Consider the following 18,672-nt stretch of genomic DNA (forward strand, 5'->3'; position numbering starts at 1 on the left):
GTCAATCACGTGTCGCGCGGCGCGATATGCCGCGCGTGTCTCCTGCCGGTACTGCTTGTCCTCCTGTCGTTCCGGGTACGCTGTCTTGCCTTTGCTGCGTTGCTGCTCGGCTGGCCGGGCATCTGACTGTCAGTCCGTCTGCCAGATACCCGACGGATTCAAGCTTTCCGGGTCACGGGTGCGTCTCGCGAAGCAGCGCACGTTGAGCACGATAGAGCGAAGCTGGCTCAACGGCCTCGCCGGGGGATTCCACTCGCGCCTGCAGCTTGTCCAGCGCCTCAAGCTGCGGGTAGTCCGTCACGCCCTTGGCGTTCATCACCCGCTCGTAATCATGGCGACTGGCGATGCCCAGCGCGCGGCCGGTGGCGCCCACTACCGTCGGCATGATCACCTTGCCGAAGTGTGAGTCGGCGCGCATGAAGGGCCAGGCATCGTGCGGCTTGCCGGTATTGACCGGATTCCACAGCACCAGCCCGCGCAGATGATTGGGCTGATGGCCGACACTGGCGCCCCAGCGGTCACGTACATGGCCGCCTCGCTTGCGGTCGAAGAGATTGTCCCGCGGCTGCTGACCATGCAGTTCGATCCCACTGTCACCGCCATGCTCCAGTTCAAGGTAGACGTTATGGGTCGCGTAGCGGGCCACGCCGGGCGCATGCCAGGCATGACTTTGGTCGACCACCTGCCTTGCCAGCACCTGATTGCTGTCACTGATCGTCATCGCGATATGCCCCGGCTTGCCGGTCATCCTCACGTCCTCGAGCGTCACCTGGGAGCTGTGGCGCACCTTCACTCCCTGATTGAAACTGTCGAGCCGGACATCACGCACCCAGCCATCGGTGATGCCATCGAGATCCAGCAGGCCGAAGCCGCTGTCGTCCTCGGCGCTGCGGTGATGCTTGAAATGCCCTCGCCAGTTGCCCTTGAGCGTGATGCCTTCGACCCCGACCTCATGCGCCGGGTGGATGCGCGCGATACGCCACTGCTCACCGGGGAAGCGCTCGTGCACCACGGGCAACGACAGCGTCAGCCGATTGCCTTCTCGTGCCAGCACACGGTAGCGAGCGCGCTTGACCACCCCATCCCGCTCGATCAGCCAGCGCGACTTGCCGGTTCTGGCCTCCTTTTCCATCTGATAGGGTGCCAGAGCACGTGCTACCGCTTGCGGGCGCTTGTCGATGCTCTCCAGCAATACCTCACCCCCCGCCTTGAGCGATGACGCCTGTGCCACGCCCGCCTGTGCCACGCCCGCCAGTGTCACCGTGTCCTGCGTATCGGCAGGCTGCACGCGAGCCGTCGCGGCGATCGGCTGCCAGGCTTCCTGACTCCCGCCCTCGGCCAGCGTCCTGCCTTCCTCCAGATTGCCAAGATGCAGCAACCAGGGCGTGCTCCAGTACCAGCTGGCGTGCAACGGCAGCATCGGTCGGGTCTGCTTGAGACGGGTCCTGTCGCTTCCGTCTCCCGCCAGTGTCCAATGACTGCCGGCCAGGCTCAGCCCCTGCATCTTGAGCAATGCCTCGCGCAGCGTCTGCTGGCGCGCCTCATCCGGGACTGCCGCCTTGAGCGCGATCATCCGTGCATAGAACCAGTCGCGCTCCGCGGGGCCGAACAATACATAGTCACCGGCAGGGAAATAGAGCACCCCGTGCCGCTGAGGGCTGTCCGCATCATGCTCCCCCTGCTGCTGCCAACGACGCATCGCGGCATGGGCGCGCAGTACCGCATCTCGGTCACTCACGTCGTCCGTGCCATCAGCGCCATAACCCGTGACATCGAAGCGCCTGACGCTGCGAGACTCTGATTCCCGCTTCAGCGCCTCTTGTGCATTGGCTCCCGTCGCCAACGCCGCCGGGAGAGCCTCTCCCTGGTGATAGCCAGCTTGCGAGAAGTCCGGCAAGGGCAGTGGCTCACGCTTGTCTGCCGGCAGCGCCTGATTGGCCTGCCACACCCGCTGATACGCCTGCCACAGGGGGGATTGAGTCTCGTCCTGCGCTTGCCCCGCTGCAGGATGCTTCCCGCCAGCCCCGCCCTGCTGATCCTCTACCGACACGGGAGTCGTGACCCACCAGCCGATGGCGACGACACAGACAAGACCCAGTCCTGTCAGCCCGGCACGAATGACACGACGGCTTTTCCTGCCGGAAGAAACAGAGGCAGTGGTGGACGAATGACGCGAGGATTCGGTAGACGACATGCAGCAGGGTTCCAGAGCGATGACAGATGACACTGGCTTGGCCAGTCAGAACCGCTTGGGACTCCTGTCAGCACCTCGGGTTCCCTGTTGCCAACGGGCGACGCTGCCCGTCGTCAACGCTCACACCCATTCCCGACATCTCACTTCACTTCTCGTTTCTTCACCTCTCGTTTCTTCTCATCCCCCCTCACTTCACCCTCACCTCATCCCCACTTCATCAACACCAGCATCCAGACGACACAGACAATGCTGATCATCCACAGCACCTGATCAGTGAAGCCCAGCCACAGCAGATGCAGCCAGCCGCTGGAGAGCAGGCCGATGAACAGTCTGTCGCCACGCGTGGTCGCGATGGGCAGAAAGCCCTGACGACTCAGCGTCGGGGTCACGAACTGCCAGGCGGTCATGCCCAGCAGCAGGGTGCCGATACCGGCAAAGAAGAGTGACGTGGGCAGTGTCCAGGCCATCCATTCCATCATCATGTCCTCTTGTAGGCCGTCAGCAGCGACTCGCTGGCGGCAATGACAGCGGCGCTCGTCTGGCCGCCGCTCACACCCGACCCAGGGCGAAGCCCTTGGCGACGTGATTGCGCACGAAGTAGATCACCAGGATGCCGGGAATCAGCGTCAGGGCGCCGGCGGCGGCCAGCACGCCCCAGTCGATGCCCGAGGCCGAGACCGTTCGCGTCATTACCGCCGCGATCGGCTTCGCCTCCGTCGAGGTCAGGGTTCGTGCCAGCAACAGCTCCACCCACGAGAACATGAAGCAGAAGAAGGCGGTCACCCCGATGCCCGGGCGAATCATCGGAATGAACAGCGTCAGGAAGAAGCGCGGAAAACTGTAGCCATCGATATAGGCCGTCTCATCGATCTCCTTGGGCACGCCGGACATGAAGCCTTCCAGAATCCACACTGCCAGCGGCACGTTGAACAGACAGTGCGCGAGTGCCACCGCCAGCGGAGTATCGAACAGTCCCACCGAGGAGTAGAGCTGGAAGAACGGCAGCAGGAAGACCGCCGGCGGTGCCATGCGATTGGTCAAGAGCCAGAAGAACAGATGCTTGTCACCCAGGAAGCGATAGCGCGAGAAGGCATAGGCCGCCGGCAGTGCCACCGTCAGCGAGATGGCCATGTTGAGCACCACATAGCTCATCGAGTTCACATAGCCCATGTACCAGCTGGGGTCGGTGAAGATCACCCGGTAGTTGTCGAAGGTGAAGTTCTCGGGCCACAGGGTCAGGCCGCCGAGAATCTCCTGATTCGACTTGAACGACATGATCAGCAGCCAGTAGATCGGCACCAGCAGGAACAGCAGGTAGATCGTCATTACCAGACGCTTGCGTGTTTTCATCACTCGTCTCCTCAGGCGTCGTCACTGTCCTGATGGGTCATGGCGGTATAGAACAGCCACGAGACCAGCAGGATGATGAGGAAGTAGATCAGCGAGAAGGCAGCGGCGCGTCCGAGATCGAACTGGCCGATCGCCATCTGGGTCAAGGTCTGGGACAGGAAGGTCGTGGTGGTACCCGGCCCGCCACCGGTGAGGACGAAGGGCTCGGTGTAGATCATGAAGCTGTCCATGAAGCGCAGCATGATGCCGATCAGCAGCACGCTCTTGAGCTTGGGCAGCTGGATGTAGCGGAACACGGCCCAGGGTGAGGCACGGTCGATGCGCGCGGCCTGATAGTAGACATCGGGAATGGCGCGCAGCCCCGAGTAGCACAGCAGTGCCACCAGCGACGTCCAGTGCCAGACATCCATCACCAGCACCGTCACCCAGGCGTCGGCCGGGTTGGAGGCGTAGTTGTAATCGATGCTCAGTTGCCCCAGCGCCCAGCCATAGAGTCCTATGTCCTCACGCCCGATGATCTGCCAGATGGTGCCGACCACGTTCCAGGGAATCAGCAGCGGCAGGGCCAGCAGGATCATGCACAACGAGACCATGAAGCCCTTGCGCGGCATCGAGAGCGCCACGGCGATCCCCAGCGGAATCTCGATGGCGAGAACCGCGAAGGAATAGACGAACTGGCGAACCAGCGAGTCGTGCAGGCGCTCGTCGCGCAGGATCTCGCGATACCATTCGGTCCCCACGAAGAAGCGTGTGGAGGGATCGAAGATGTCCTGCACCGAGTAGTTGACCACCGTCATCATCGGGATGATGGCCGAGAACGCCACCACGATGACCACCGGCAGCACCAGCCACCAGGCGCGATTGTTGTGTGTGCGTTGCATCAGGCGTTTCCTCCCGGCTGCTCTCCACTTTCCCCTCTAGCAAAGCTGTCCGCCTCGCCGCTGTCGGGCGCGCCGGCCTGTGACAGGTCCAGCAGATGCTCATCGAGATAGAAGCGCTGCCAGCGGGCCGGTAGCCGCAGCCGCACACCCCCGACAGGGATAGGCGCATCTTCCTCGATACGTGCCTTGAAGATGCAGCCACCGCCGATGTCGAGATCCACTACCTTGTAGGTGCCAAGATCCTGCACCAGCGAGACCTGACCACTGAGCCAATGCTCGCGGGTGTCGGAAACCGCCGCAGCGGGTGAGCTGTCGCTGGCCTCGAGCTCGACGAATTCGGGGCGGATGCCCAGCTTCAGCTCGCCCTTGCGCTCCTCAAGCGTCGCCAGCAGCGCCCGTGGAAGGTGCAGCAAGGGCGCGTCCTCCCCCGTCCCGAGCCGCACGCCCTCTGATTCCAGCGTGATGCTGGCCAGATTCATGCCCGGCGAGCCGATGAAGTAGCCCACGAAGGTGTGAGCGGGGTCCTCGAACAGCTCGCGCGGGGTACCGAACTGCACGATGCGGCCTTCATACATCACCGCGATCTTGTCGGCGAAGGTCGAGGCCTCCAGCTGATCATGGGTGACGTAGACCATGGTGATGTTGAACTGCTCATGGATCTGCTTGAGCTTGCGCCGCAGCTTCCACTTGAGGTGGGGGTCGATGACGGTCAGCGGTTCATCGAACAGGATGGCGGCCACGTCATCACGCACCAGCCCGCGGCCCATCGAGACCTTCTGCTTCTCGTCGGCCGTCAGGTTGCTGGCACGCCGCGTCAGCAGGTCTTCCAGCTCCAGCACCTGGGCGATCTCACGTACCCGAGACTGCACCTTGTGCTCCGGCTGGCGCTGATTGCGCAGCGGGAAGGCCAGATTGTCGAAGACGGTCATGGTGTCGTAGACCACCGGGAACTGGAACACCTGAGCGATGTTGCGCTCTTCCGGCGGCAGCCGATTGACCACGCGATCATCGAAGCGCACCTCGCCCTCGGAGGGGGCCAGCAGCCCGGAGATGATGTTGAGCAGCGTGCTCTTGCCACAGCCCGACGGGCCGAGCAGCGCATAGGCACCGCCCTGCTGCCAGACATGGTTCATGCGCCGGATGGCGTAGTCACTGTCAGCCGTAGGCGCCGCCAGGTAGCTGTGCGCCAGATCATTGAGGTGTATTTCCGCCATCAGGCCAGCCCTCCGCCAGTCGTGGTGGGTCGCTCGGGCGAGCGGATCAGTGCCCCGTCGCCGCCCGGGCCTGCCACTTCACCGCCAGCGCGGCCCTTGTCATCCGCGAAGACGAACAACTTGTGCGCGGGGGCATAGACCCGGATGGCATCATCCACGGCGAAGTCGTGGATACCGGACAGGTGCAGCACCAGGGAGTGATCGTCATTGCTGACATGCAGGAAGGTTTCGGAGCCGGAGATCTCGGCGATATCCACCGTGACGGCGAACTCGAGATCATCGTCGGCCAGCGGCGCCAACCCCAGATGACTGGGACGGATACCGAAGCGATAGGCCCCGCTCTCGAGCCCCACCAGTGGTGTGGGCAGCACGAACCGGCTGCCCTGCTCGCCGGCACTGGCGGCACCGGAGAACGCCAGTTCACGCCCACGCACCTCGGCCTCGAACAGATTGATCTGCGGCTCGGAGTAGAGCTTCGCCGCCTCGACACTCACCGGATGATGGTAGACGGCCTCGGTAGGCCCGGACTGCAACACCCGCCCTTCATGCATCAGGGTGGTGGTGCCACCGAGCGCCAGCGCCTCACCGGGTTCGGTGGTGGCGTAGACGGCGATGGTGTTGCGGGTCGCGAACAGGCTGCGCATCTCGTGGCGCAGCTCTTCGCGCAGCTTGTAATCAAGATTGACCAGCGGCTCATCGAACAGCACCAGGTCAGCATCCTTGACCAGCGCCCGCGCCATGGCCGTACGCTGCTGCTGACCGCCGGAGAGCTCCGCCGGCTGACGCGCGAGGAACTGCTCGATATGCAGCATCTCGGCGATCTCGTGCACGCGGCGACGGATTTCCTCCGGCGCCATGCGCGCCAGCTTCAGCGGCGAGGCGATGTTGTCGTAGACGCTCAGACTCGGGTAGTTGATGAACTGCTGATAGACCATCGAGATATTGCGCTCGCGCACCGGGCGGCCGGTCACGTCCTCGCCGTTCATCACGATTCGCCCATCACTGGGCACATCGAGGCCTGCCATCAGGCGCATCAGTGAGGTCTTGCCGGACAAGGTGCGTCCCAGCAGCACATTGAAGGAGCCGGGCTCGAAGGTCAGGTCCACCCTGTCGATATGGGTCTCGCGGCCAACCCGGCGGGTGACCGCCTCAAGGCTCAAGGACATGGCGCTGTCTCGTCTGGTGAAAGTCATCGGGGCAGGGACACGGCCAACCACTGCCGAGTGTTCATACCCACCTGGTGACTCTCATCTAGCGAACCCTGTGCCAGCCGCGCGCAATCCCGTCGTCACAGACGCCCTCCACACGCCCTCGGATACCGCCAGATCGCCCTCTTTCGCTGATCATTCAGCCACTTGCCAGATGCGACCAAGGCAGGGGCAGACCATGGTCTAGCCCGTCAACCACCCCGTCTGCCGCTACTCTGATGAACAGTGTCTGAACACTGGAGTCCTCGGAACTGAACACTCGCCACGCACAAGTGAACATTGCCGTGAACACTCCCCCAGACCGATAACAGCATCAATAACAACAGAGGCCTGAAAGGCCCGCCGCACAAGGGATGTCTCATGACAGCACGCCATCATTCCGCCAGCCACGTCGACAACCATGTCGATAACCACACCGCCGCCACCCCAGCTCACTCCACGCCCCATCCCGCCGCTGCTCCCGTGGCACTTCAGCATTCCTCACTGGTGTGTCCGCCGGAAGAGCTCGTCTGGCGTCAGCGTCAGGCCGCCAGCCTGATGGCGACGGTGGCGTCAGCGGTGGCCGGTCATACCCTTAACCTGCTCGATCACTGGCAGGCGTGTCTGGTACTGACCGACCGCGACGGCGTGGTGCTGGCAAGCTACGGCCATCAACAGCTCCTGGGCAATGACGCCACCCTGCTGCGCCCCGGCGCGCGCTGGCGCGAGGAATCGCTGGGGCATAACGCCATCGCCGAGACGCTGAATGCGCCACGTGCCAATCGCCTGGCACGCATCGCGCTTGACGCGCATGACGCCGAGTGCCTCAAGGGGCTGGCCAGTGCCAGTGCCGCCCTGCTGGCGCCCGCGAGCTGGAACAGTCGCCGCGGGCTGACCCCCGGTGCCTGCGAGGGCTGCCTGGGGCTGATCTGCGACCCCTATCGCGTCCGCCAGTACAGTCTCGGCATGCTCGGCGTCCTGGCGGATGACATCGAGCAACGCCGTCTGGGCGAGGCGCTCGGACATGATCATCATCTGTTGCGCCTGCATCTCAACCGTTCTCAGCTGGACTCGCCCAGCGCCGCCCTGCTGGCTGTCACGCCGCAGGGCCAGGTCGCGGCCGCCAGTCGCAGAGGGCTGCAGCTGCTGGCAGCGCACCTTGAGCTCCCGCCATCGCCAGATTGCGCGGAACACCCGGCGGACAACGACAGCTGCGCCACGCGCGATGACCTCCATCTGTTGCTGGGCCAGCCCCTGGCTCGCTGGCAGCTGGACTGGGCACCGCTGGCCCAGCTTGACGACGCGGAGTGCCTGACGCTCACGCAACACCCGCATTTCACGGGCTACGCCTTGTGCGGTGTCCTGCCCAGGCCACGCATTCAGGCACGCGCTCCAGCCACTCACCCCACCGATGAGCGAACTGGCCCGCTGGCCACTCAGGCCGCTGCCTGCCATCCGAGCCTTGCGCGCCTGCATCATGGCGATGCCGGCTGGGCCCGAGTCTGCGAGCTGCTGGCACGGCTGGTGAACGCTCGCCTGCCACTGCTGCTGCAGGGCGAGACAGGTGTCGGCAAGGAAGAGGTGGTCAAGGCGCTGCATCAGGCCAGTCATCGCGCCCATCAGCCACTGGTCGCCATCAATTGCGCGGCATTGCCCGATGAGCTGGTCGAGGCTGAGCTGTTCGGGTATCGGCGCGGCGCCTTCACCGGTGCCGACCCTGCGGGGCGCGAGGGCCGACTGATCGAGGCCAATGGCGGACGCCTGTTTCTGGATGAAATCGGCGATATGCCACTGCATGTCCAGGCGCGTCTGCTGCGCGTGCTGCAGGAGCGTGAAGTCACCCCGCTGGGCGGCGGCAAGCCGCAGCGAGTCGACTTCGAACTGGTGGCCGCCACCCATCAGCCTCTCAGCGAGCTGGTCAAGGCAGGTCACTTCCGGGCGGACCTCTACTACCGACTGTGTGGCGCCAGCATCGCCCTGCCGCCACTGCGCGATCGCCAGGACATGGCTGGATTGAGCCATGCCCTGCTGACACGGCTGTGCCGGGAGCAGCAACGCGAGCTGCCACGCATCACCCCTGATTTCCTGAACCGTCTCATGCAGCATGATTGGCCGGGCAACGTGCGTGAGCTGGACAATGTGTTGCGTCTGGCACTGGCGCTGTGCGATGGGCCGTCTCTTGAAGCGTGCCACGTGATGCTGTCGGGCGAATTCAGCAGCGCATCGCATGCACAACATTGCGCCATGCTGCCGCCCGAGAAGCCTCCCCTGCCCCCGCTGCATGACCTCTCCAGTGCCGAGGAGCTGCAGAGCGCGCTGGACGCGCTGGGCGGCAACGTCTCGCGTCTCGCTCGGGAGCTGGGCATCAGTCGCACCACGCTCTACAAGCGACTCGGCGCGGCCTGACGCAGCAGGCTTCTCCTTAAGCCCCGGCCCTGAAACGCCCGTGCCCCCGCAGACAGACTCTGCGGGGGCACGGGCGTTTCTTGCGACCCCTATTTCTCACAGCCATCAAGCGCTCAGCACTCAAGGGCAGAGGGTCGAGGAAAAAGATCAGCTCGGCGTCAGGCCGCGTAGGCGCTCATTGCGACGGCGAATCAGCTCCAGTGTCGTCAACAGCAGGATCGAGACCAGCACCAGCAGCGTGGCCACCGCCAGAATCGTCGGACTGATCTCCTCGCGGATACCGGACCACATCTGGATCGGGATGGTGGTCTGCGCCGGCCCGGCGATGAACAGCACCACCACGACTTCATCGAACGAGGTGATGAAGGCGAACAGCGCACCGGACACCACGCCCGGCGTCACCAGCGGCAGGATGATGCGGAAGAAGGTGCGACTCGGGCTGGCCCCCAGCGAGTGCGCCGCACGCGTCAGAGAGTGATCGAATCCGGACAGCGTCGCCGTCACCGTGATCACCACGAAGGGAATGCCAAGCGCGGTGTGCGCCAGAATCACGCCCAGATAGGTCTGCGTCAGCCCCAGCTTCGAGAAGAAGAAGAACATCGCCGCGGCACTGATGATCAATGGCACGATCATCGGCGAGATCAGGATCGCCATGATCGTGTTGCGAAACGGCATGAAGCGACTCGAAAGCCCAAGCGCGGCAAGCGTGCCCAGCACCGTGGCCAGCACCGTGGCACACACCGCGACGAAGATGCTGTTCTTGATCGAGCGCATCCACTCATCCGACGTGAAGAACTCCTGATACCAGCGCAGCGAGTAACCCTCCGGGTCCAGCGACAGCATCTTCTCCGAGAAGGTGAAGTAGGGTTCGGCATTGAACGAGAGCGGAATGATCACCAGGATCGGGCCGATCAGGAACAGGAAGATCAGCGCACAGAGTGCGCAGAACACCCAATGCCAGATCCGCTCACCACGTGTTGCATAGGAAGGTATGGCCATCTGTCACCCCAGTTTGACCTTGTCGACACCGATCAGGCGGTTGTAGACGAGATAGAAGAGGATCACCACGACCAGCAGGATCGAGCCAATGGCCGCTGCCAGTCCCCAGTTGAGCGAGGTCTGCATGTGATAGGCGATGAAGTTGGTGATGAAGCGGCCCGACTGCCCGCCCACCAGTGCCGGCGTGATGTAGTAGCCGATGGAGAGAATGAAGACCAGAATCGAGCCTGCTCCGATACCCGGCAGGGTCTGCGGGAAGTAGACGCGTCGGAAGGCGGTGATCGGCCCGGCACCCAGCGAGCGCGCCGCGTGCATGTAGCTGGGCGGAATGGTCTTCATGACCGAGTACAGCGGCAGGATCATGAAGGGCAGCAGGATGTGGGTCATCGCGATGATAGTGCCGGTCTTGTTGTAGATCATCTGGATGCGCGCCTCCTCGGCGAGTATCCCGACGCCTACCAGCATGTCGTTGAGCACCCCCTGCTGCTGCAGGATCGCGATCCATGTCGTGGTGCGTACCAGAAGCGAAGTCCAGAACGGCAGCAACACCAGAATCATCAGCAGATTGCCGCGCCCGGCAGGCAGGGTCGCCAGCAGCCAGGCCACCGGATAGGCCAGCAACAGACATAGCCCGGTGATCGCGGCGCTCATCCAGAAGGTCCGGATGAACAGCGAGACATGGATCTGCAGATATTCCGGCTTCTCGACGATCTCGCCAGTGGGAGAGAACTGACGATCCACCGCGGCCAGATAGTAGGAAGCCGTGTAAGGCGTGGACTCGCGCTTGATCAAGCGCCAGATGTCCGGGTCCTGCCAGTCCTCATCGGCCTCGATCAATGCCGCCTTGTAAGGGGCCTCCATGCGAGCGGCCTTGCGTGCACTCTTCATGAACAGTGAGCGCATGCCCGACATTTCATAGTTGAGACGTGAAGCGACACGCCCGAGATTGCGCGCCTTGAGGCCCGCGGCAAGGTCATCTGCCAGCGCGGCGTAGGTAGCCTCATCCGGCAATCCCTCGCCGTCCCAGTCAACCAGCGCCTCACTGGTGCGCGGCAGATAGGTGGAGACTTCCGGGTTGTCGACACTGCGCGACAGCATGTCGAAGATGGGCATGACGAAGGCCAGCCCGATGAAGATCAACAGCGGTGCCACCAGCAGCAACGCCTTGAGACGGCTGCGGCGGATGGCACGATTGAGACTCTGTTTCAGGGGCACGCCGTCGGCGGTGGTCAGTGCCGCGCCGGGTGCTCCATTGGGGTCATGTTCTGCGCTTCCGGACGTGGCCGGGGCGGAGGAATCGCTCATCCTGCACTCCTTGATCGGCTATCCGAGGATGCCTGAGCCGTCAGCCGATTCCCGCACGTGAAGGCGGGGACGAGCACGAACTGCCGGGCGATCAGGCATGATCAAAAAGGCCCCGGCGCGCGGTCGTGCGCCACCGGGGCCATCGGGTCAGTGCGGAATCAGCGTGCCAGCCAGGCGTTGAAGCGCTGGCTCAGCTCATCGAGGTTGTCGGCCCAGAACTCGTCATCCTTGGGAATGGCGGTCTCGAAGTTGGGGCCGTAGGTCGGCATGTGCGGCTTCATGTCGATGCCCGTATCGGCGTGGGTCGAGACCAGCGCCGCAGACGAGGTACGTGCCGGGCCGTAGGAGATGTACTTGGCCTGGTCCGCCAGACGCTGGGTGTCGGTGGCAAACATCAGGTAATCCTTGACCTTGTCGAGCTTGCCGGTCGGGACGACCCAGCCGTCCAGCTCGAACACCTGAGCATCCCAGACGATGGCGAAGGGCTGCTTCTCGTTGACCTCGGCATTGAAGATACGGCCGTTGTAGGCAGAGGCGAAGGCCACTTCCTTGTCCGCCAGCAGCTGCGGCGGCTGGGCACCCTCCTCCCACCAGATGACGCTGTCCTTGATGGTATCGAGCTTGGCGAAGGCACGCTCGATGCCTTCATCGGTCTCCAGCATGTCGTAGACCTCTTCCGGTGCCACACCATCAGCGACCAGTGCCCATTCCATGTTGTTGATCGGCTTCTTCTGCAACGCACGCTTGCCGGGGAACTCCTCGAGATTGAAGACATCATCGATGGAATCCGGCTGCTTGTCCTCGGGGAACATCTCGGTATTGAAGGCCACGATGTTGGAATAGACGATCTGCGGCACGAAGCACTCACTGAGCGAGCCTTCGATGAAATCCTCACTGGCCGGTGTTCCATCCGGCGCTGCCGCGAACAGGGTGTCCGGGTCCAGCGGCTCGATCAGCCCTTCGGAGCAGGCGATCAGCGCGTCGCTGGGCAACATGTCGACCAGATCCCAGGTGACGTTGCCTGCCTGTACCTGGGCACGCAGCCCCGAGAGCGCATTGGACGACTTGTCGATATTGACGACGGTATCGCCGCTCTTCTCTTCCCATGGCTCGTGATAGGCCTTGAGCTGGCTTTCACTGTACGCCCCGCCCCACGACACGATATTGAGTGTCTCGGCCTGAGCCGCGGTGGCGCCAAGGCTTGCCGTGGCGACCGCCACGACCAGAGCGGCACGCAGTGGCATGCTGGCCCCTGCGCAGGAACGCGACACCTGGGCGATGCGACGTGAAGAGATGAATCGATTGATCACTGACATGGGTGAATCTCCCTGAATTCTTGTTGTTGTACTGCACTCTTGTCGCGAATCGTGCTGTTGCTCTCTCGGGTAAGGCCTGCGTTCGTCTCCTGTGCTGTCGTCAGGCATCCAGTGCTCGGCAATCGCAGGCATCCCACCCGACCTGCAATGTCTGTCCGGGCCGCAAGGGTGGATAGCCTTCGGCATTGGGTGTCTTGATGATGAATTCGTCACTGCCACATACCGCCACTCGCGTGCGCAGATGATCTCCAAGATAGATCACCTCAAGCACCTCGGCGGTAAAGACATTGTCGGGGGGGGATGAAACACCTGCCTCTTCGCTGGACAGCAGGCGCACCCGCTCCGGGCGGAGCGACAGCTGGGTACGCTCGCCAATCTCATTGACGGCGACCTTGAGTGCCCGCACCTGCTCGCCACTGTCGAGGGTCACGGTGCAATGCGCGTCTTGTGCTTCCAGCTGTGTGACCTGCCCGTTGAGGCGGTTGTTCTCGCCGATGAAATAGGCGACGAAGGCATTCTCCGGCGCTTCATATAGCGCCTCGGGGGTCGCCAGCTGCTGGACGATGCCATCATTGAAGACCGCGATGCGGTCCGACATGGTCAGCGCTTCCGTCTGATCATGGGTCACGTAGAGCATGGTGACGCCGAGACGCTGGTGGATGCGCTTGATCTCGAACTGCATCTCTTCACGCAGATTCTTGTCAAGCGCCCCCAGCGGCTCATCCATCAGCACCAGTTCCGGCTCGAAGACCAGCGCGCGCGCCAGGGCGACCCGCTGTTGCTGTCCGCCGGAGAGTTGCCCCGGGCGGCGATCCCCGAATTCGCCGAGCCGCACCATGTCCAGTGCATTGGCCACCTTGGTGGAAATCTCTTCCTTGCTCATGCCGCGCACTTCCAGCGGAAATGCCAGGTTCTCGGCCACGCTCATGTGCGGAAACAGGGCGTAATTCTGGAAGACCATGCCGATGCCGCGCTTGTGCGGTGGCAAGTCGTTGATGGGGGTACCGTCGAGAAGGATGTCGCCATGAGTCGGCGTTTCGAAGCCCGCCATCATCATCAGGCAGGTGGTCTTGCCGGAACCGGACGGCCCCAGCAGGGTGACGAACTCGCCGCGCCGAACTTCAAGATTGAAGCCCTTGACCACCAGCGTTTCGCCGTCATAGCTCTTTTGCACATCATTGAAGATCGCGAAGCAGGAGCTGGTCTCCTGCGGCGCGTCGGGCTCTGCAGTCATGACCATGCGTGGTATCCATCATGTTGTTGTTATCGCGAAGCCCGCGATCGACCGGGCTTCACCCGCCCCGTGATCACTGCTCTCACTGCCATTTGACCCTACGGCGGCAGACCAAAGGCGACAAGCGGCACTCCCGCTGAATAGCGTTGAAAGCAGGCTATGCGAAAGTCTGAACATTGGACTATAGGCACGTTGCTTCCCGCCGCGAACCTCTCTCGCGGGACTCACGGGGCAAGGGCCGTGCCCGGCGAGCGCCCACTAGAAAGCCCCGCCTGCACGAATGTCAGACGGGGCTTCAGGTCTTTCAACTTTCCAGGCCAGGTGGCGGCACCGATCATGTCAGCCGGTCGAATCAGCCGGTCAAGTTCGCAATGCCTCACGGGATGCGAACCCGCCACACGGGGCCCGGACCGGGTCGCCCGGACCGGGTCAGAACTTGGTGATGACCCACACGGCGTGGATGATCCCCGGCAGGAAGCCGAAACAGGTCAGGATGATGTTGATCCAGAAATGCTTGTTGGCGACCCCCACCTGCATCAGTACGCCCAGCGGCGGAAGGATGATGGCCAGAATGATGCGAATGATATCCATAGTTTGCTCCTTGCGGGTGGAATTGGGTGACCTGATCCTCTCGTCCAACGTCTACCTGCAGCGTGACACACGAATGACGCACTCATGGCTTCCGTGGCGGTTCGTCCTCATCTGTCGAGTCCTGCGACTTGACCCGGGAGTCACGATTGACCTTCTGTGCAAGCGACTCGGACTCCGCTGCCAGTTGCTCGTGATAACGCTCCCAGTCCTCCCAGTCATGTGGCGTGCCACTGCGGGGGCGGTGACTGCCCGACTCACGTGCACGTGCCCAGGCGTGTTCTTCCAGACTCTGAGGCTTGTCCTCCTCCTTGTCCTTGTCGCCATCCAGGCCGTGCTTTGCCATGTACTCTCTTGCGTTCATCTGCTGCCTCGCTTGTCAGGCGCGAAACCTGACGATGCTGTGACTTACCCACTATCTGCGGCTGACACCGAGCAATATCAAGCCTGCACACCGCTTTCGAACAAAAAACTCCGCAAACGTTCAGTCGTCCAGGCTCACGTCATCAAGAAAAGCTATCGCATCGCTTGATGCAATCAAATTCACCCGCCCCCGGCATCTGCATAGACTGGCTCCAGTTTCGCAAGGCACTGATTCTTCGAGGTCCTGCTTTCCTTTTCGAAGTCTTCATCGCCTGCCAACCCATTCAACATTCTCTTGTCGAGATCGGAGCCAATTTCATGCAACTCGAGTCACACGAAGGCCAGCAAGTCCCCAACGTCAGCTTCAAGATTCGCCGCGACGGCCGTCTGGTCGAGCGCACCAGCGAGGAGATCTTCTCGGGCCGCAACGTGGTGGTCTTCGCCCTGCCGGGTGCCTTCACCCCGACCTGCTCTTCCACCCACCTGCCGCGTTACAACGAACTGGCCGATCGTTTCTATGCGGTCGGGATCGACGAGATCGTCTGCCTGTCGGTCAACGACGCCTTCGTCATGGAATCCTGGGGCGAGCATCAGGAAGCCGAGAACCTGAGCCTGATCGCCGATGGCAACGGTGACTTCGCACAGGGCATGGGCATGCTGGTGGACAAGAGCGATATCGGCTTCGGCAAGCGCAGCTGGCGCTACTCCATGCTGGTGCGCAACGGCGTGGTCGAGAAGCAGTTCATCGAGCCGCAGAAACCGGGCGACCCCTTTGAAGTCTCCGACGCCGACACCATGCTGGATTATCTGGACCCGGAAGCCGGCCGTCCCAGCTTCGCCACCCTGTTCAGCAAGCCGGGCTGCCCGTACTGCGCACGTGCCAAGCAGATGCTTGATGAAGCCCGCATCAGCTACGAAGTCATCGAAGTCGGCACCCGTGGCGTGACCTCTCGCACCCTGCGCGCCATGACCGGCCAGGCCACCGTGCCTCAGGTCTGGATCGACGGTGAGCACGTCGGCGGCAGCGATGAAGTCGCCCGCTACTTCGGCAGCCTGACCAGCGCCTGAGCGCTTCACGCTGACGTAACCCCATCGCCATCTCGTTTCATCATGCGCGGGTCACCCCGCGCCTGAGACCCCATTCAGTCAGGTGCGCCGCTGGCGCACCTTGAGGAGTACTACGTGAACGAACGCCAGGTTGAAGTCGCCATCATCGGCGCAGGCAGTGCAGGACTCGGCGCCTATCGCGCCGCCAAGGCCCACACCGATTCCGTGGTCATGATCGAGGGCGGCCCCTACGGCACCACCTGTGCCCGTGTCGGCTGCATGCCCTCCAAGCTCTTGATCAGTGCGGCGGAAGCCGCGCATCACGCCCGTGATACCGCACCGTTCGGCATCAATATCGAAGGCGAGGTCAAGGTGGATGGCCGCGCCGTGATGGACCGCGTCAAGCGGGAGCGCGACCGCTTCGTCGGTTTCGTGGTCGAGTCCGTGGAAGGCATCCCGCCGCAGGACAAGCTGCGCGGCAATGCACGTTTCGAGACCGCCAACAGCCTGATCATCGGCGACAACGAGACCCGCGTGACCTTCGAGCGTGTCGTGATCGCCACCGGCTCGCGCCCCAGCTACCCGGGCTTCTTCGAGAATGCCGGTGATCGCCTGATCATCAACGACAACGTCTTCGAGTGGGACGACCTGCCGGAATCCGTCGCCGTCTTCGGCCCGGGCGTCATCGGGCTGGAGCTGGGTCAGGCGCTCACGCGTCTCGGCGTGCGCATCCGCATGTTCGGTGTCGGCGGTGCCATCGGCCCGCTGCGTGACGAGAAGCTGCGTGCCAATGCCGATCGCGTCTTCAACGAGGAGTTCTATCTGGACCCGGACGCCAAGGTCGAGAAGATCGAACGTGTCGAGGACGAGAACGGTGCCGGCGTCGAGATCACCTTCATCGAGCGTGGCAGCGAAGCTCGCCTGACCGAGCGTTTCGACTATCTGCTCGCGGCGACCGGTCGTCGCCCGAATGTCGATCGTCTCAATATCGACGCCCTCGGGCTGAAGCTGGACGAGCGCGGCGTGCCGATCTTCAATCGCCACACCCTGCAGACTCGCCTGAGCGATGACACCCCGAGCCATGTCTTCATCGCCGGCGACGCCAACAACGACCTGCCGCTGCTGCACGAGGCCTCCGACGAGGGCCGTATCGCCGGTGACAACGCCGGTCGCTTCCCCGAGGTGCGTGCCGGTCACCGCAAGAGCACCATCGCCGTCGTCTTCAGCGATCCGCAGATGGCGACCATCGGCCTCTCCACCGCCGAGATCGAACAGCGCTACGGTGCCTGCGACTGCTACGCGGTCGGCGAAGTCGACTTCACCGGCCAGGGCCGCTCCCGCGTGATGCGCATGAATAAGGGCATGCTGCGCGTCTATGGCGAGCAAGGCACTGGCCTGCTGCTGGGTGCCGAGATCTTCGGTCCCCGTGCCGAGCACCTCGCCCACCTGCTGGCCTGGTCCCATCAGCAGCGCATGACCATCGAGCAGATGCTGGAAATGCCCTTCTATCACCCGGTGATCGAGGAAGGTCTGCGCACCGCGCTGCGGGATCTCAATGCCAACCTGCAGCTGGGGCCGGCCGTGGTCGAACGCTGCATGGAGTGCGGCCCGGGCGACTGATCTCGCCGCACGACGCTCGGGGAGTCTGATGGCCACTGGCGATCGGACTCCCCGAGACAAGGCGACAAGCGGCGTCGGGCAGCTCACGATTGGATGCTCTATGCTCTGAACGAGACGTCGACATGCCGTCGGCTACCGCCTGGCGGGTAGCCGACATCCATCGAACGACCCCCTGCCCGGGCGTCGTCAGCGGCGAAGCAGGAGACCTGCCCATGAAAGCCACACAACTGAAGGTCCCTTCGACCCTTCGCGACATCATGTCCCGCGACTGTTATCGGGTGAAGGCACGCACCAGCATTCTGGAATTCGCCCACGGCCTGACCCATCACCGTCTGCCGGGTGCGCCTGTGGTCGATGACCTGGATCGTCTGGTCGGTTTCATCTCGGAGCAGGACATCCTCGGCAAGCTGCTCGACAGCGCCTATCACTGCGGCCAACACGCACAGGTCGGTGACCTCATGCGTCACGAGGTCCTGAGTGTCGGCCCCAATGACAGCATCACCGACCTTGCACAGCGCATGAATGGTCATCAGCCCAAGGTCTATCCCGTGGTGGAACAGGGACGCCTGATCGGTGTGGTGACACGTCGTGATGTCCTGAGTGCCCTGCTCACCATGCAGGCGGGTTGCTGAACTGACATCCGGCACGTGATTGCCTGACGACGCTGGCCAGACATGGCGCCGCATGAAGGAGCATGCAGAAGCATGCAGCGCCCATGAAAAAGCCCGCGCAGACATCCTGTCTGCGCGGGCTTTTTCATGTCGCTCCGACCATCCGATGTGCGAGGCCTTGCCTCACATGATTACCTGCCAGCTAACCCATTCATGTCCGGGTCATGATCTCTGGAGCGTCACCCCAGGACGGAAAAGTGCTTGCGAACGCAAGCCATGACGTTCTCTCGGGCAATGACGCCGTAGCATTGACTCGATGACCACGCCCTCGTGACCAAAAAAAACCGCCAAGCAGTG

General features: G+C 63.0%; 16 protein-coding genes. 4 read left to right on the forward strand and 12 right to left on the reverse strand.

Going from position 1 to position 18,672, the window contains the following annotated elements; all coding sequences use genetic code 11:
- Nucleotides 1-172: 172 nt before the first annotated feature.
- The 6 genes from QD228_RS14665 to QD228_RS14690 all read right to left on the reverse strand — a co-directional run bounded on the left by QD228_RS14665 (nucleotide 173) and on the right by QD228_RS14690 (nucleotide 6,805).
- Nucleotides 173-2,194, reverse strand: a complete 2,022-nt coding sequence (locus QD228_RS14665; RefSeq protein ID WP_279875964.1) for a DUF4955 domain-containing protein — start codon at nucleotides 2,192-2,194, stop codon at nucleotides 173-175.
- A gap of 203 nt (nucleotides 2,195-2,397) precedes the next feature.
- On the reverse strand, nucleotides 2,398-2,670 hold the full coding sequence (locus tag QD228_RS14670) for a DUF2160 domain-containing protein (RefSeq protein WP_043334560.1): 273 nt from the start codon (nucleotides 2,668-2,670) through the stop codon (nucleotides 2,398-2,400).
- A gap of 73 nt (nucleotides 2,671-2,743) precedes the next feature.
- Entirely contained in the window at nucleotides 2,744-3,544 is an 801-nt protein-coding gene (locus QD228_RS14675) for a carbohydrate ABC transporter permease (protein ID WP_077372718.1), read from the reverse strand.
- Nucleotides 3,545-3,555: 11 nt separating this feature from the next.
- Nucleotides 3,556-4,425, reverse strand: a complete 870-nt coding sequence (locus tag QD228_RS14680; RefSeq protein ID WP_279875965.1) for a sugar ABC transporter permease — start codon at nucleotides 4,423-4,425, stop codon at nucleotides 3,556-3,558.
- Nucleotides 4,425-5,639, reverse strand: a complete 1,215-nt coding sequence (locus QD228_RS14685) for an ABC transporter ATP-binding protein (protein WP_279875966.1) — start codon at nucleotides 5,637-5,639, stop codon at nucleotides 4,425-4,427. Before QD228_RS14685 ends, QD228_RS14680 begins: the two co-directional genes overlap by 1 nt.
- Nucleotides 5,639-6,805, reverse strand: a complete 1,167-nt coding sequence (locus QD228_RS14690; protein WP_084209007.1) for an ABC transporter ATP-binding protein — start codon at nucleotides 6,803-6,805, stop codon at nucleotides 5,639-5,641. The genes QD228_RS14685 and QD228_RS14690 overlap by 1 nt, the downstream gene beginning before the upstream one ends.
- A 402-nt stretch (nucleotides 6,806-7,207) precedes the next feature.
- Between QD228_RS14690 and QD228_RS14695 the strand changes: the two genes are divergently transcribed.
- Nucleotides 7,208-9,232 (forward strand): sigma 54-interacting transcriptional regulator, encoded by a 2,025-nt coding sequence (locus QD228_RS14695; RefSeq protein WP_279875967.1) that lies wholly within the window; start codon nucleotides 7,208-7,210, stop codon nucleotides 9,230-9,232.
- A gap of 147 nt (nucleotides 9,233-9,379) precedes the next feature.
- Here the strand turns inward: QD228_RS14695 and QD228_RS14700 are convergent, their stop codons facing one another.
- From QD228_RS14700 to QD228_RS14725, 6 genes are all read right to left on the reverse strand, one after another.
- A complete protein-coding gene (locus QD228_RS14700) occupies nucleotides 9,380-10,231 on the reverse strand; it encodes an ABC transporter permease (RefSeq protein WP_077372706.1) in 852 nt (283 codons plus the stop codon).
- Nucleotides 10,232-10,234: 3 nt separating this feature from the next.
- A complete protein-coding gene (locus QD228_RS14705; RefSeq protein ID WP_077372703.1) occupies nucleotides 10,235-11,536 on the reverse strand; it encodes an ABC transporter permease in 1,302 nt (433 codons plus the stop codon).
- A 158-nt stretch (nucleotides 11,537-11,694) separates the two neighbouring features.
- Nucleotides 11,695-12,852: an extracellular solute-binding protein gene (locus QD228_RS14710; protein WP_240499558.1), complete on the reverse strand. Its 1,158-nt coding sequence runs from the start codon at nucleotides 12,850-12,852 to the stop codon at nucleotides 11,695-11,697.
- A gap of 100 nt (nucleotides 12,853-12,952) precedes the next feature.
- Nucleotides 12,953-14,086, reverse strand: a complete 1,134-nt coding sequence (locus QD228_RS14715) for an ABC transporter ATP-binding protein (protein ID WP_077373231.1) — start codon at nucleotides 14,084-14,086, stop codon at nucleotides 12,953-12,955.
- Between the two features lie 429 nt (nucleotides 14,087-14,515).
- Complete coding sequence (locus tag QD228_RS14720; RefSeq protein WP_043334518.1) at nucleotides 14,516-14,677, reverse strand: YqaE/Pmp3 family membrane protein; 162 nt, start codon at nucleotides 14,675-14,677, stop codon at nucleotides 14,516-14,518.
- Nucleotides 14,678-14,759: 82 nt separating this feature from the next.
- A complete protein-coding gene (locus QD228_RS14725) occupies nucleotides 14,760-15,020 on the reverse strand; it encodes a hypothetical protein (RefSeq protein WP_240499559.1) in 261 nt (86 codons plus the stop codon).
- 335 nt (nucleotides 15,021-15,355) lie between these two features.
- Here QD228_RS14725 and QD228_RS14730 point away from each other — a divergent pair, with 335 nt between their 5' ends.
- From QD228_RS14730 to QD228_RS14740, 3 genes are all read left to right on the forward strand, one after another.
- A complete protein-coding gene (locus QD228_RS14730) occupies nucleotides 15,356-16,105 on the forward strand; it encodes a glutathione peroxidase (protein ID WP_077372697.1) in 750 nt (249 codons plus the stop codon).
- Between the two features lie 114 nt (nucleotides 16,106-16,219).
- Complete coding sequence (locus tag QD228_RS14735) at nucleotides 16,220-17,704, forward strand: dihydrolipoyl dehydrogenase (protein ID WP_077372695.1); 1,485 nt, start codon at nucleotides 16,220-16,222, stop codon at nucleotides 17,702-17,704.
- A 212-nt stretch (nucleotides 17,705-17,916) separates the two neighbouring features.
- Entirely contained in the window at nucleotides 17,917-18,336 is a 420-nt protein-coding gene (locus QD228_RS14740) for a CBS domain-containing protein (RefSeq protein ID WP_084209010.1), read from the forward strand.
- Nucleotides 18,337-18,672: the final 336 nt, after the last annotated feature.

Origin of the sequence: Cobetia sp. 3AK (assembly GCF_029846335.1) — a bacterium.
Classification (GTDB): Bacteria; Pseudomonadota; Gammaproteobacteria; order Pseudomonadales; family Halomonadaceae; genus Cobetia; species Cobetia marina.